The organism is Streptomyces sp. NPDC048825, assembly GCF_043198355.1.
GTDB lineage: Bacteria > Actinomycetota > Actinomycetes > Streptomycetales > Streptomycetaceae > Streptomyces > Streptomyces xiangluensis.
On record NZ_JBICUR010000011.1, the window covers coordinates 312,801 to 326,390 of the forward strand.

Consider the following 13,590-nt stretch of genomic DNA (forward strand, 5'->3'; position numbering starts at 1 on the left):
GTCGGTGACGACGTGGTCAGCTGCGCCGGTGCTTGATTCTCAACCGGCCGTAGCCCATGGTTCCGGAAATATGGATGCGCGGTCCGTTCGATTCGCTGTGGCGCGGAGTCTTGTAGACGGGCTGCTTCCAGTCGGCTTGCAAGCTCTCGAAGTTGACCGTCGCGTCTGGCGGTACGACGACCCGGGCCCATCCGTACTGCAGATGGAGCTCGATGTCGACCACGGGGTACTCGATGACCGCTCGTGACAGGTCCAGGTACACCTTGGCCATCCTGGAGGTGACCTTGAAGTGCCGCGGCACCTGCCACCCGCCACGTCGCTGGATCAACCCGCCCACGGCGTTCACTGTGACGGTCGGGCCGGCATCTCTGTCAGGGAGTGATACCAGGGCCGACGTCAGTTCGCCGTGCGTCGTCGCGGTAAGCGCGGCCTGGAGCCGTGCGTCCATCTCCTCGGAGGGGATGTGCCCCTCGGCGAATGCGTCTTGGAGACGCTCAACGGCCGCGTCACGATCAACTTCGGAAATCCGCGGCGGTAAGTTCTCTGGCACAGAGGACATGCGACAACCATAGCGTCGGTCGTGTCACATCCGTCCAGCGCTTCTTGGCCCCAACAGGCTGACCAGCCCTCGCACTTGGACGCCCCCGTGCTCCGACCCATCGCCTAAGCCAGTCGGCGTGCGAGGTGCCACGTACGCACCTGCGCCTCCGTCGGGGTGCGAGGCCAGACATGGGCGCGATCCCGTAGTGACTGCAGATCAAAGCATGTTGACAGATGGTCTGTCAGATTTTGCTTGAGATTTGACAAGAGATCCGCCTAGGGTTGTGCCGCACGCGGCGGATTGCTGTCAAGTTCTGTGACAACTTGCGGGGGGAGCTGGAATGGCCGACGTGCGCGGCAGGGAGCGCACCTCGGTGTCCGGAAGGCCGAGGGCGGAGCTCCGAGCCGGAGATCGAGACACCTCTCTCCGTGGGGTAGCTCTCTCCTCTCATCCCCCTTGACTTCCGTGAACGGCGTTGGCCCAGCGGCCCGGTCGGCTCCCTGGAGGCCGTCCCGCCGACCAGTGGGACTCCTTGCCCGGCCGACAAAGTCCCCGGCCCCCTTCGACACAGGAGTAACGAAGAATGGTGGATCTCCTCGGCGCGAGAAGTGTGTCCGAGATCTTCGCACTGCACGCACGCGAACGTGGGGACCGGCCCGCAGTCGCGATCGTCAGAGACCCCTCGGACCCTGCATCCGCCCAGTGGCTCAGCTACGCCCAACTGGACCAGGCCGCCCGTGTGTTCGCTCAGGAGCTGCTTCAGGTGTGCCCGGCCGGCTCGCGCGTGCTGTTGCTCCAGCCGACTTCGGCTGAGTTCGTCGCGTCCGTCCTCGGCTGCATCTACGCCGGCATGATCGCTGTGCCTTCCTCAATGCCCGGTCGCTACCAGCAGGATCAGCGAAGGGTGCTCGGCATCGCCCACGATGCTGCGGTCGGCTGTGTGCTGACCACGCTCGAGGAGCGTGAGGAGGTGGTCGACTGGGCTGAGCAGCAGGGCTTCACCATGCCGGTGCTCTCCTTACGGATCGATCCCGCACGCCGTGCCGACGACGTGAGGGTCTACGAGGCCGACCAGGAGACCGTGGCAGTCCTGCAGTACACCTCCGGCTCCACGACCGACCCCAAGGGCAGCGTGGTCACCCACGGGAACCTGCTGGCGAACGCGGCGACGACAGCGGCGGCCTTCCCGCTGGAGGAGGGGGAGAGATTCGGCGGCTGGCTGCCGAACTACCACGACATGGGCCTGATCGGGCTGATCCTGTCGCCCCTGTTGGCCGGATGCGGCACTGCCCTGATGAGCCCTGCGGCCTTCCTACGTCGGCCCAGAGCCTGGCTCCAGCTGATCGAGAACTTCAACATAGCTCTCTCTGCCGCCCCGAACTTCGCCTATGACCTCTGTCTCAGCAAGGTGTCCGAGGACGATGCCCGTGGAGTCGACCTGTCGGGTTGGAAGTACGCCGTCAGTGGCTCGGAACCGATCAGCGCGCGCGTGCTCGACGACTTCGCCGCCCGGTTCGCGTCGGCCGGATTCAGGCCTGAGACCTTCGCGCCGTGCTTTGGCATGGCGGAAGCGACACTGCTCGTCTCTGCCACCCCAAGGCGTTCTCCCGTGGTCCTGCACTGTGATCCTGAGGCGCTGGAGCAGGACCGCGTGGAGCCGGCGGGCGACGGCACCGGCCGGGCCCTTGTCAGCTGCGGTGAACCACTGGACCTTGATGTCCGGATCGTTGATCCGCAGACCCTTGAGGAACTTCCGCCCGGCAGGGTCGGGGAGATATGGCTGCGCGGGCAGTCCGTCGTGCAGGGCTACTGGCGCAACGACGTGTCGACCCAAGCGACGTTCGGCCAACTACTCGGCGGCGAGGAAGGCTTCTTGCGCACCGGAGACCTCGGCGTGCTCATCGGGGGCGAACTGTACGTAACCGGCCGCATCAAGGAAATGATGATCATCCGGGGCCGGAACATCTATCCCCACGACATAGAAGACGAACTACGTCAACACCATCAGCCGCTGCGGGACGTCGTCGGCTCGGTCGTGTCGGTGCCCACTGACCAAGGTGACGACGGACGCCTCGTGGTGATCCATGAGGTGCGCCGTCAGGCCCCCGAGCAGGAACTGTCCCAACTCGCTGCTCAGATGCGGACCACAGTGGCTCGTGAATTCGGCCTGCATGCCGATGCCGTGCTGATCCTGCGGCGCGGCGGAGTACGACGCACCACAAGCGGCAAGGTGCAACGGTCCGTGATGCGATCGCTGTACGTCCAGGGTGAGTTGCAGCCGCTGTGGGCGGACGGCTACGTGCCGCGGGCCGAGCTGGCTGCGTCCGGAACGGGGGAGCCGAGGTGAGAACATCCGAGCTCGCCGCAGCAGTCGATGACTGGTCGCTTTCGGGCGGTCCTTTTGATCCGGTCCTGCTGAACGCGCATGACGAGGCCGAGGTGTTTCCGGCCGAGGCGTGCGCGGCACTCGACCAGTGTGGCCTGCCGAGTTACTACGTCCCCACCTCGTACGGAGGTCGGCTGGCACGTCTCGACGAGATGCATGCGCTACTCCGAACCGTCGCGTCGCGAGACCTGACCGTCGCGGTGGCGCACGGCAAGACCTTCCTCGGCGCCGCCTCGGTGTGGGCTTCGGGAGACAGCGACACAGCCGTCCGTCTCGCCAGGCACATCATGGCGGGCGAGGCCGTGGCCTGGGGACTCACCGAGCCGGGAGGGGGCAGCGACCTGCTCGCCGGGGGCTTGACGGCGACGCGGCAGGGATCGGGATGGCGTCTGTCCGGTCGCAAGTGGCCTGTGAACAACGCGTCTCGCGGGCGGTTCGTCACAGTTCTGGCGCGCACCGATCCCAAGGGCGGGCCGCGTGGATTCAGCGTCTTCCTGGTCGACAAGTCGGCCACTGCGCCCGGAGCCGTTCGGTCCTTGCGGAAGATGCCGACGCACGGCATTCGGGGCGCCGACATCAGTGGGGTGGAGTTCCGCGACGCTGATGTTCCTGGTCACGCGCTCGTCGGAGCTGTCGGCGGTGGGCTGGAACTCGTCCTCAAAGCACTGCAGTTGACCCGGATCGCGTGCGTCGCCCTCTCTCTCGGGGCCGGAGACCATGCCTTGGGACTGGCCCGGAGTTTCCTCCTCGAGCGCCGACTGCACGGGCGGGCTCTGGCGGAGCTGCCGCACGCGCGCGTCACCGCCGGCCAGGCTGTGGCCCGCCTGCTGCTCGCCGAGGTGGTCTCGTACACGGCCGCGCGGGCGGTCCACGAGATACCCGAGGAGTTGAGCGTCGTCTCCGCGGTCACCAAGGCGTTCGCACCGACTCTGGTCCAGGGCCAGCTCCGTCTCGTTGCCGAACTGCTCGGTGCCCGAAGCTTCTTGACAGAGGTGGAGGGCTACGGCGGCTTCGCGAAAGTCGAGCGGGACCACCAGATTGTCTCCATCTTCGACGGCAGTACGTGGGTGAACCGCAGCGCGCTCGCATCGAGCCTCCCGCTGCTCCGTCCCGGCCGCCGCCTGGTGTCGACGGCCCGCCGCCCGGTGAGCGAGTGGTTGTCGGATGAGGCGGACCTCGCTCCCCTTGACCCGCTCCGACTCGGCGTGATGGCACGTGACGATTCGATACTGAGCAGCCTGGGCGACCTCGTGGCCCGGCTCGCGGCCGATCCACCCGGCGGCGCCGACCACCTGGCCGCCGAACTACTCGACGCTTACAACGAGTTGACGGAGCGCATCACCCGACTCCGTCCGACCGCCGGACCTCCCGACACCCACACGATGCGGCTCGCGGAGCGCTACGAGTGGTGCTTTGCAGGCGCCGCGGCGATCGCGCTGTGGATCGCGAACCCGCAGTACCACGACCGTGGCATGTGGCGTGAAGGGACGTGGCTGCGCGGCTGTCTCGCTCTCGTCCTGAACGGCCTCGGATTGCGGACTCCGGAGGCCAACAGTGTCTTCGACGAACTCTGTGACCACCTGCTGAGCGACGAGGGTGCCCACATCTCGCTGCTGCACAGATCGACGGTGGTGCCCGTATGAGCGACATCCGGACCGACGCCGGTACGCGTATGGAGGCGTTGGAAGAGCGACTGGGAGATCCCTGGGATCCGGCCAACTCGGCGGGGTTCGCAGCCATCGTGGCCGCAGACGAGCATGAGGAGACCCCGGAGGGCGGCAGGGCTGCTCTGGACGGTTTCGGGATCCTCGCCGAGTTCGTGCCCAGCAGTCTGGGTGGCCGGCTCGAACGAGTGGATCACCTGGTCGAGTTGATGCGCTCGGTCTACCGGCGCGATCCGAGCCTGGGGCTGGGCCACTGCTCCAGTTCACTGCTCGGCGCGGTCAACGTGTGGACCGCAGGCTCCCCCGAGCAACGCCGCTACGCAGCCGACCTGCTGCTGGGCGGCAACAAGATCTCGTGCGCATTTCATGAGCTTGCGCACGGCAATGACATCGGCTCCGTCGAGTTCGCGGCCACCCCCGCAGACGGCAGGCTCCTGCTGAACGGCCGCAAGGAGTCGATCACCAACCTGGACCGGGCCGACGCCGTGGTGTTCCTGGCCCGCACCGACCCCGCCGGTGGTCCGCGCTCCAACTCGCAGCTGTTCGTGCCGGTGTCGAGCCTTGACCCGGAGCGGACCCGGTTCCTCCCGCGATTCCGTTCGGTCGGCATGCGCGGCGTGCGTCTGGGCGGGATCACCGTGGACGACTGTCCCGTGGATGCGGCCGCACTGCTCGGCGCCCGTGGTACCGGCATGGAGACGATTGCACGCGCCTTCCAACTGACCCGCATCGCACTGCCGGCGATGAGCACCGCGATGTTGGACACCGCACTGCGCGTCACGCTGCACCACGTGCTCAGGCGTCGGCTCTACGGCCGGGGAGTCGCGGACATCCCCATGGTGCGCACGACCCTGGCCAACGCGTTCGCCGACCTGCTGCTGTGCGAGGCATTCGCAGCAGCGGCTGCCCGGTCCCTGCACGTGCTGCCGGAGCTCGGCAGCGTGTACGCCCCCGCCGTGAAGTACCTCCTGGCCGGGGTTCTGCTCGACGCAGTCGAACAGCTCTCACTCGTGATGGGAGCCGAGTTCTACCGCCGCGACGGAGAGCACGCGGTGTTCCAGAAGATGACCCGGGACATCAAGCCGGTCGCCTTCGGGCACATCGCGCGCGCGGCCTGTCTGTCCGCGATGCTGCCGCAGCTCCCCGTACTCGCCCGCCGCGCGTGGCGGGACGCCGCACCGGCCCCCGCTGCGCTGTTCGCTACGGACAGCGAACTGCCACCACTCGATCTGGCAGGGCTTCGGATCGCCGTGGGCAGACAGGACGGGCTGGCCGGGACTCTCGGCGCCGCACTCGACGATGACCTCCCGGCGCCGCTGCGTCCCGTGGTCGATGCCCACGCGAGGCGTCTGGAAATGCTCGCTGAAGCCTGCGCGGGACTCAGGCCGCGGGACCTGTCGATCGCCGCCTCGGTCGAGGTACGTGACCTCGCGGCCGGATACGCCTCGGTGCTCGCCGCCGCCGCGAGTGTCGGAACCTGGCAGCACGCGACACCTGGCGGCTTCCTCGCCCGGCCCGAGTGGCTGGTCGCCGCACTGACCCGACTCACAGGCCGTGCCGTCGGACAGCCCGAGGACGTGCCGGCCGAGGTGGAGGGGGCGCTCCTCGAGGAACTGCTGGACCGCCATGACCGCACAGCGAGCTTCGGGGTGTCCGCACGCCGATACCGGTGAACAGAACAATTCCGCTCGGGACAATGCACTGTTTTTCAGCTCTTGAGGAGTAATCAGATGGACAAGATGGACAAGCTCGGCTCCATGTCTCTCGAAGAACTGGAGAACTGGCTCGTCGAGTGCGTCGGTGAGTACGTGCCCGATCTGGACGAACCGGTCGATCCCGGCCAGCAACTCGGGGAGTACGGACTCGACTCCATCGCGGTAGTGGCCTTCACAGCAGACGTCGAGGACCGGCTCGGGATCCAGGTGAACCCGACTGCGGTATGGGACCACCCGACGGTCGCGCAGCTCGCCAAGTACCTGCTGACGGAGAGAGAACGGCAGCAGACAGCGACAGCCTGACAACGATCTTTCACGCCTCAAGGAGAGGACTGCCCAATATGGCTGAGCTGAAGAATGTGGCAGGCAAGCGACTGACCGTGTCGCGCAACCCCGCTGACCTGGCCGACGTTGTCGCGGAGCAGGAACTGGACGACGCGGACGGGCTGGTGGGAGCAGCCCGGTCTGCTCACGAGGCGCAGCCGGCGTGGGCAGAGTGGCCTGCGCCGCTGCGCGGTCGGGTGGTGCAGAACGTGGGGCGGCTCGTGGCCTCCAACAAGGAGGCGCTGGCCGAGCTGATCACCCGGGAAATAGGCAAGCCGTTCGGGGAGTCCCTGGGAGAGGTGCAGGAGGTCATCGACACTTGCGACTTCTTCCTGGGCGAGGGGCGTCGGCTGTACGGGCAGACCGTGCCCAGCGAAATGCCGGACAAGCAACTGTTCACCTATCGCAAACCGCTGGGTACCGCCGCGGTGATCACGGCGGCGAACTTTCCGGCCGCGGTGCCTGCCTGGTACCTCGTACCGGCCCTGCTCTGCGGCAACACCGTGGTGTGGAAGCCCTCGGAAACCGCGGTCGCCGTCGCGGAGGCACTGCTCGGGCTCTTCCGCGCCGGCGGGGTGCCCGAGGACGTGCTGCGCCTCGTGCACGCCGATGGCGATGCCACATACGAGGGGCTTGAGCGGGCACTGGCGGAGGGCCTCGTCCAGAAGATCGGCTTCACGGGGTCGACCGCTGCTGGTCGCAGGGTGAGCGAGCTGGCCGGGCGACACCTTCAGTCCCCGTGCCTGGAGCTGGGTGGCAAGAACCCACTCGTCGTCGCGGAGGACGCCGACCTCGAACTTGCCGTCCAGGGCGCGGCGTTCAGCGGGTTCGCCACTGCCGGCCAGCGCTGCACCTCGCTGGGCGCGGTGATCGCGCATCGCGATGTGCATGATGAGTTCCTCACCCGATTCAGCGCGGCCGTCGAGGACCTTGTGATCGGTGATCCGCGCCAGGACGACGTTTTTTACGGACCCCTCATCGGCGAGCGGTACCTGGAGGATTTCCTGGCTTCACTGCAGCTCGTGCGACCACATCACACGCTCTTCGGGTCCAGTGCCACAGGCCGGATCACGACGGGCAGCCCCCGCAAGGGCTTTGTGGGCGACCCGGACGCCGGAGTGTATGCGCACCCGGTCATCGTGGCCGGAGTGCGACAGGACGACGAGCTGTACCGGACCGAGACCTTCGGGCCGCTCGTGTCGGTCATGCAGTACGACACGTTCGATGAGGCCGTCGCGCTCGCCAACGGACACGGATACGGGCTCTCGGCCGCGGTCTACACCGGTTCGGCGCGTACGGCTTTCTCCTTCCGCGAGCGGTGCACGGCAGGCATGGTCAGCGTGAACAACTCGACAGTGGGTGCAGAGGCGCACCTGCCATTCGGCGGCAACGGCCTTTCGGGAAATGGAAGTCGGCAGTCGGGCATCTGGGTCCTCGACCAGTTCACGTCGTGGCAATCGTTGAACTGGGACTACGCCGGTACCTTGCAGCGCGCTCAGATGGACGTCCGTGACATCGACGCGGACTTCGGCTTCCAGCTTTCCTGACCGACGTACTGAAACCGCGACGGGGCGGCCGGAGCCCTTTCGGGCTCCGGCCGCCCCGTCGCGCGGAGGGAGGACGGAAAGACGACGGTGGCCACGGTCAGTTCGCGCGCACCGTCACGTCACCGATCTTGGTCCTGGCATTCACGTTCGTGCCGGAGGAGGAGTCCTGGTCCACCGTCACCTTCCGGTCGCCGATCTTGGTCTCGGCGTTCACGGCGAACGGGCCCGCGTCCTCGGGGAGATGTAGGTCTACGTCGCCTGTCTTGGAGACAGCCGTCAGTTTCTTGAACGCTTCGATGTCCTCGACCAGGACGTCACCGAGCTTGGTCGTGGCCTCAGCGGTGTCGAATGTGACGTCCTTGAGCGTGATGGCGCCGGTCTTGCTGGCGGCGACGACGCGGTTGCCGGTGATGTGCTCCAAGCTGACACTGCCCATCTGGGTACGGCCCTCCACCGAGGCCCGTACGCCTTGCACGGACACGTCGCCCATCCTCGTCTCCACCTTGATACCGGTGCCGACCGGCACGGTCAGACGGTAGTCCGACGCGCATTTGCCCATGCCCTCACCACAGCGGGTGGTCACGTGCAGGGTGTCTCCTTCCTGCTTGATCGTCTCGTCGGGCGAGCGCAGCGACCTGGTCAGCTTCTTGTGTAACTCCGGCTTCTCTCCTCGCCCGACCACGTCGACCTGGATGTCGCCGCTGTCGATGGCGAGCTCCACGTTCCGTACCGACTTGCTGATCGCGGCGGAGCCCGACTCGGTGTCGGTGACCAGGAACATCAGCAAGTACCACGCGGCTCCGCCGACCAGCGAGACGCCAGTCAGAATCGCGAGGATGCGGATCACGCGCCGCAGCACAGAGCGCCTGGGGCGGCTTGATGGACGAGGGCCCGAGCGGGTCGAGTCAATGGTGTCGTACATCTCTGGCTCCGGTTTCCGTGGGTCGCAGGTCGGTGAAGGGAGAGGGACGGCAGGCGACGATATGGCTGCGCCAACCCTGACCCGAAGAGACGAGCGCAGGAGGCTCACGCGTGGGGGTTGGCCAGGGAGTCGAGGTACTGCAAGACAGCTCGCACGCGACGGTTCCCCTCATCATCAGGAAGGAGATCGAGCTTGGTGAAGATGGCGCGGATATGCTTCTCGACGGAGCGCTCGGTGATGAACAGTCGGCTCGCGAGGCCGCTGTTGCTGAGCCCTTCGGCCATGAGGGCGAGCACTTCCTGTTCGCGCGGGGTGAGTGCCCCCAGGCCGCTGTCGTCCTTCTGGTGACTCGCGAAGATCTGGCTGACCACTTCGGAATCCAGTGCTGTGCTGCCGCCGGCGACTCGGTGCAGGGTGGCCACGAATTCGTCCACGTCGGCCACGCGGTCTTTGAGTAGATAGCCGATGCCCGCGCTTCCGTGCGCGAGGAGCTTGGAGGCGTACCGGGCCTCCACGTACTGGGACAGGACGAGGATGGGCCGGTCGGGGTCCGAGGCTCGGATCGTCAGCGCGGCGCGCAGCCCTTCGTCCGTGTGGGTGGGTGGCATGCGGACATCCACCACGCACAGGTCCGGATCGACGTCGGCGACCAGCGCGAGCAGCTCATCGGCGTCCCCGGCCTGTCCGACGACGTCGATGTCCTCGTCCATGAGGAGTTTGGCGAGACCGGTGCGCAGCAGGACGGAGTCCTCCGCGATGACGACGCGCAACATGTCTGCTACGCCCTCCAGGGAAGAGTGACGTCGACGACGGTCGGGCCGCCGAACGGGCTGGAGAGCGTGAGATGTCCGTCAACCGCACGGACCCTGTCCCGCAGCCCGTGGATGCCTGATCCCCGGTCGGCATCGGCACCGCCGATGCCGTCGTCGCTGACCCTGAGCCGTAACAGGTCGTCCTCCCGGTAGATCTTCACCGTCGCCCGGTCCGCACCGGCGTGCTTGGTGATGTTGGTGAGCAGTTCGGAGACCACGTAGTAAGCGACTGCCTCGGCCCGTGGGCTGGGGCGCTCAGGCAGCTGCACGGTGAGCTCGACAGGGACGGGACAGCGGGCCGCGATCGCCGCCAGAGCGGGCGCCATGCCCTGCTCGGTGAGGATGGCCGGGTGCAGACCGCGAGTGACGTCACGCAGCTCCTGCATAGCAGCCTTGGCCTCCTCGTGTGCGGTCGTCAGCAGGCGTCGCGCTTTGTCCGGGTCCTGATCGAAACGGGACTTGGCCCTGCCCAGGCTCATCGCAACCGACAGTAGCCGCTGCTGTGCACCGTCGTGAAGGTCGCGCTCGATGCGCTGCCGCTCCTGCTCGGCGGCATCGACCATCCGCGAGCGGCTGTCCTCCAGGTCCATCATCCGGCGGACGAGATGGTCGACCTGGTTCGCGCCGAGCATACGGATGGCCAGGTCGGATTCGGCCCGGGCCAGCGGTCTGCCGAGCCACAGCCCGGCCATGAGCAATGCCAGACCGGCGACACCCGCGGACGTTGCGCCGAGCACGGTCCCGATGTCGACACCAAGCAGTGAGGACCCGTCCGGCAGCAGAGGACTGAGCAGAGGCAGCAGGAGGAGCAGCAGGCCGGCTGCAAGCACCATCATCACCAGGCCACCTGCACCCATGGCCCACAGCAACATGACCACCGTGAAGCTCAGTTCACGCCAGGCACGTCGGCCGAAGAGCCGCCCCAGACGGTCCTTCCAGCCGCTGCTGGGGGAAGCGACCGGCATGTCGATCTCCAACTCCCGCAGAAAATAAAGACGTTGGCGATCGAATCGGGCGATCCAGCCGGCCAGCATCATCGCCAGGGGCAGGAGCGGCAGGCCGATCAGAAGCAGCGGGGTCAGGGCCGCGCCCGTCAGGAACAGCACCATGGGCACGCAGTACAGCGGTGACATCGCCAGCGTGGTCAGCAGTTGCAGGAGGTCGTCGCGTACGTCTCGGGCGAGCAGGCGTCGCGCGACGCGGTACAGCGCCGCTCGGATCCGCGGTGGTCTCAACCTCATAGCACTTCCCGGTCTCGGCTCTTCTGACACGGATCCTAGGCGGGCGGCTTGGGCTGATCCGAGCGTGCAGACGTGCCCATCGTCGGTAGTGCCAGCACCACCGTCGGAGGAGTGATCGCACGCCCGACGGCGCGGGGCACCGCTGCGTAGCGTCACGGCGTACCCCCTACGAGGAGCCTTGACGATGTCCTTCACCGAAGAAAAGCACGCCGCGCGCCAGCGCCCCGGGCCGTCGGGAGTGGCACCGCCACCGCGCGGACTCGTGGAGAGAACGGCCGCCTGGAGCATGGCCCACCGCAAGACGACCCTCGTGTTGTGGATCGCGCTCGTGATCCTGGCCTACGCGGCAAGCATGGTGACCGGTGTCCGTGAGCAGGACGACGCCGATGGTCTCACCGGGCAGTCCGCCGTCGCCGAGCAGATGCTGGACGGCGCGGATTTCGCGGACGACGGCATCGAGCGGGTGATGATCCAGGCGCGCAGCGGCAAGCTGTCCGCCGCGACGGCTGACACCGTGGTCACCTCGCTCCGTGAGCGCTACGACGCCTTGGACGACGTGACCGGGGTCGGTGATCCGGTCACCTCCGAGGACGGGCGCAGCGTTCTGCTGCCGGTCACCCTCGACCTGGGCAGTGGTGACGAGAAGAAGAAGCCCAAGAGCGTTGTCGGCCCCATGCTGAAGGCGACCGAGGCGGAGCAGCAGGCCCATGCCGACCTACGCATCGAACAACTCGGAAAGGGCTCTGTCACCCGAGAGTTGAGCCAACAGCTCGGTGCCGATTTCCAGCGGGCGGAGTTCATCAGCGTTCCGGTGACGTTGCTCATCCTGCTGGTCGCCTTCGGCGCCCTGCTCGCGGCCGGGTTGCCCGTGCTGCTCGGTATCACCTCGGTGGTCTTCGCCCTCGGCCTGGCCGGCGTCACCTCGCTGCTGGTCCCTGTGGATGCCAATCAAGCCAGTCTTATCCTCTTGATGGGCCTGGCGGTCGGGGTTGACTACTCGCTGTTCTACATCAGGCGTCAGCGCGAGGAACGGGCACTCGGCAACTCCCCTGAGGCGGCACTGCGCATCGCCGCGGCCACCTCGGGAAGGGCTGTCCTGGTCTCCGGTTTGACGGTGACGTTCGCCATGGCAGGCATGTTCTTCTCCGGCAACATGCTGTTCTACTCGCTCGCCCTGGGGACCGTCCTGGTGGTCGCGGTGGCCGTTATCGGCTCCCTCACGGTGCTGCCGGCCGCGCTCGCGGCCCTCGGCGACAGGATCGACCGGCCCCGGATACCGCTGTTGCGGCGTCGCACCGTCGTGGGCAAGGAGAGCAGGCTGTGGGCGGCTGTGCTGCGCCCTGTTCTCAGGGCGCCAGGTGTGTCCTTGGTGATCGGAGTGGTGGCCATGCTCGCTCTGGCCGCACCCGCGCTCGGTATGAAGCTGAAGATGCCCGGCGACGAGGACCTGCCGCGCTCGTACGAGATCATGCAGACGTACGACCGGGTGGTCGAGGCGTTCCCGACCGAGGGCACGGCCCATGCCGTGGCGGTCGAGGCTGACAAGGCCCGATCCGACGAGGTCGCCCAGCTGCTGACGGAACTGCACCAGAACGCCATGGCGACCGGGCAGTTCGCAGAGTCCGCGCGGCCCGATATCGCTCTGTCGCAGGACGGCAGGGTGTCCCGACTCGAACTGCACGTTCAGGGCGACGCGGACGGCCCGAAGGCAGAGCAGACGTTGAAGCTGCTGCGCACCGACCTGGCGCCGCAGGTCCTGGAAGGAGCCGACGTCGACGAGTGGGCAGTCGGGGGCGAGACCGCCTTTTCGACGGACTTCTCCGACACGCTGAAAGACCGCTTGCCACTGGTCATCGGATTCGTCACCCTGCTCTGCCTCGGGGTCATGCTGATGGCGTTCCGTTCCATGGTGCTGGCCCTGTTGACGGCTGCGCTCAACGTGCTTTCCGTAGCGGCCGCCTATGGGGTACTCGTGCTGGTCTTCCAGGGCGAATGGGCCGAAGGCCTGCTGGGGTTTGACTCAAACGGAGCGGTGGTTTCCTGGCTCCCGCTTATTCTGTTCGTAGTCCTTTACGGGCTGTCGATGGACTATCACGTCTTCGTTCTGAGCAGGGTGCGCGAAGGCGTCAAACGGGGGGGCTCCACACATGCGGCCGTTAGGCACGGCATCCTTACATCCGCGGGCGTGGTCACTACAGCCGCTGTGATCATGGTCGCCGTCTTCGCGGTCTTCGCGACACTGTCGACCTTGGACATGAAGCAGCTGGGTGTGGGACTCGCCGTCGCCATTCTCCTCGACGCCACCTTGATCCGCGGTGTGCTGCTGCCCGCTGCCCTGGCTCTGCTGGGCACGAGGGCCTGGCCCAAGTCGCGGCCTTCGCGGCGAGCTCCGGCCGTCTCCCACGAGTGATCGGCCCCCGCAGGGAGGGCAGGGCCGC

The 13,590-nt window shown here is 67.0% G+C and carries 10 protein-coding genes; 6 read left to right on the forward strand and 4 right to left on the reverse strand.

Annotated elements, in window-relative coordinates:
• Positions 1-16: 16 nt before the first annotated feature.
• A complete protein-coding gene (locus tag ACGFNK_RS26730) occupies positions 17-559 on the reverse strand; it encodes a DUF1707 domain-containing protein (protein ID WP_393419864.1) in 543 nt (180 codons plus the stop codon).
• 565 nt (positions 560-1,124) lie between these two features.
• Between ACGFNK_RS26730 and ACGFNK_RS26735 the strand changes: the two genes are divergently transcribed.
• The 5 genes from ACGFNK_RS26735 to ACGFNK_RS26755 are packed head-to-tail and all read left to right on the forward strand — an operon-like array spanning position 1,125 to position 8,177.
• A complete protein-coding gene (locus ACGFNK_RS26735; RefSeq protein ID WP_393419866.1) occupies positions 1,125-2,888 on the forward strand; it encodes a fatty acyl-AMP ligase in 1,764 nt (587 codons plus the stop codon).
• Positions 2,885-4,570 (forward strand): acyl-CoA dehydrogenase family protein, encoded by a 1,686-nt coding sequence (locus tag ACGFNK_RS26740; protein ID WP_393419868.1) that lies wholly within the window; start codon positions 2,885-2,887, stop codon positions 4,568-4,570. Before ACGFNK_RS26735 ends, ACGFNK_RS26740 begins: the two co-directional genes overlap by 4 nt.
• Positions 4,567-6,264, forward strand: coding sequence for an acyl-CoA dehydrogenase (locus ACGFNK_RS26745; RefSeq protein WP_393419869.1), 1,698 nt, complete (start codon positions 4,567-4,569; stop codon positions 6,262-6,264). The genes ACGFNK_RS26740 and ACGFNK_RS26745 overlap by 4 nt, the downstream gene beginning before the upstream one ends.
• Before the next feature lie 57 nt (positions 6,265-6,321).
• Positions 6,322-6,609, forward strand: coding sequence for an acyl carrier protein (locus ACGFNK_RS26750; RefSeq protein ID WP_393419871.1), 288 nt, complete (start codon positions 6,322-6,324; stop codon positions 6,607-6,609).
• A gap of 38 nt (positions 6,610-6,647) precedes the next feature.
• The gene (locus ACGFNK_RS26755) at positions 6,648-8,177 is read left to right on the forward strand and encodes an aldehyde dehydrogenase family protein (RefSeq protein WP_393419873.1); all 1,530 of its coding nucleotides are present in this window, start codon (positions 6,648-6,650) and stop codon (positions 8,175-8,177) included.
• Positions 8,178-8,274: 97 nt separating this feature from the next.
• Here ACGFNK_RS26755 and ACGFNK_RS26760 read toward each other — a convergent pair whose 3' ends face one another.
• The 3 genes from ACGFNK_RS26760 to ACGFNK_RS26770 all read right to left on the reverse strand — a co-directional run bounded on the left by ACGFNK_RS26760 (position 8,275) and on the right by ACGFNK_RS26770 (position 11,152).
• A complete protein-coding gene (locus ACGFNK_RS26760) occupies positions 8,275-9,024 on the reverse strand; it encodes a DUF4097 family beta strand repeat-containing protein (protein WP_393419875.1) in 750 nt (249 codons plus the stop codon).
• 179 nt (positions 9,025-9,203) lie between these two features.
• On the reverse strand, positions 9,204-9,872 hold the full coding sequence (locus ACGFNK_RS26765; protein WP_393419877.1) for a response regulator: 669 nt from the start codon (positions 9,870-9,872) through the stop codon (positions 9,204-9,206).
• 5 nt (positions 9,873-9,877) lie between these two features.
• Positions 9,878-11,152, reverse strand: a complete 1,275-nt coding sequence (locus tag ACGFNK_RS26770) for a sensor domain-containing protein (RefSeq protein WP_393419879.1) — start codon at positions 11,150-11,152, stop codon at positions 9,878-9,880.
• Between the two features lie 184 nt (positions 11,153-11,336).
• Between ACGFNK_RS26770 and ACGFNK_RS26775 the strand changes: the two genes are divergently transcribed.
• Positions 11,337-13,562: an MMPL family transporter gene (locus tag ACGFNK_RS26775; protein ID WP_393419881.1), complete on the forward strand. Its 2,226-nt coding sequence runs from the start codon at positions 11,337-11,339 to the stop codon at positions 13,560-13,562.
• Positions 13,563-13,590 lie beyond the last annotated feature (28 nt).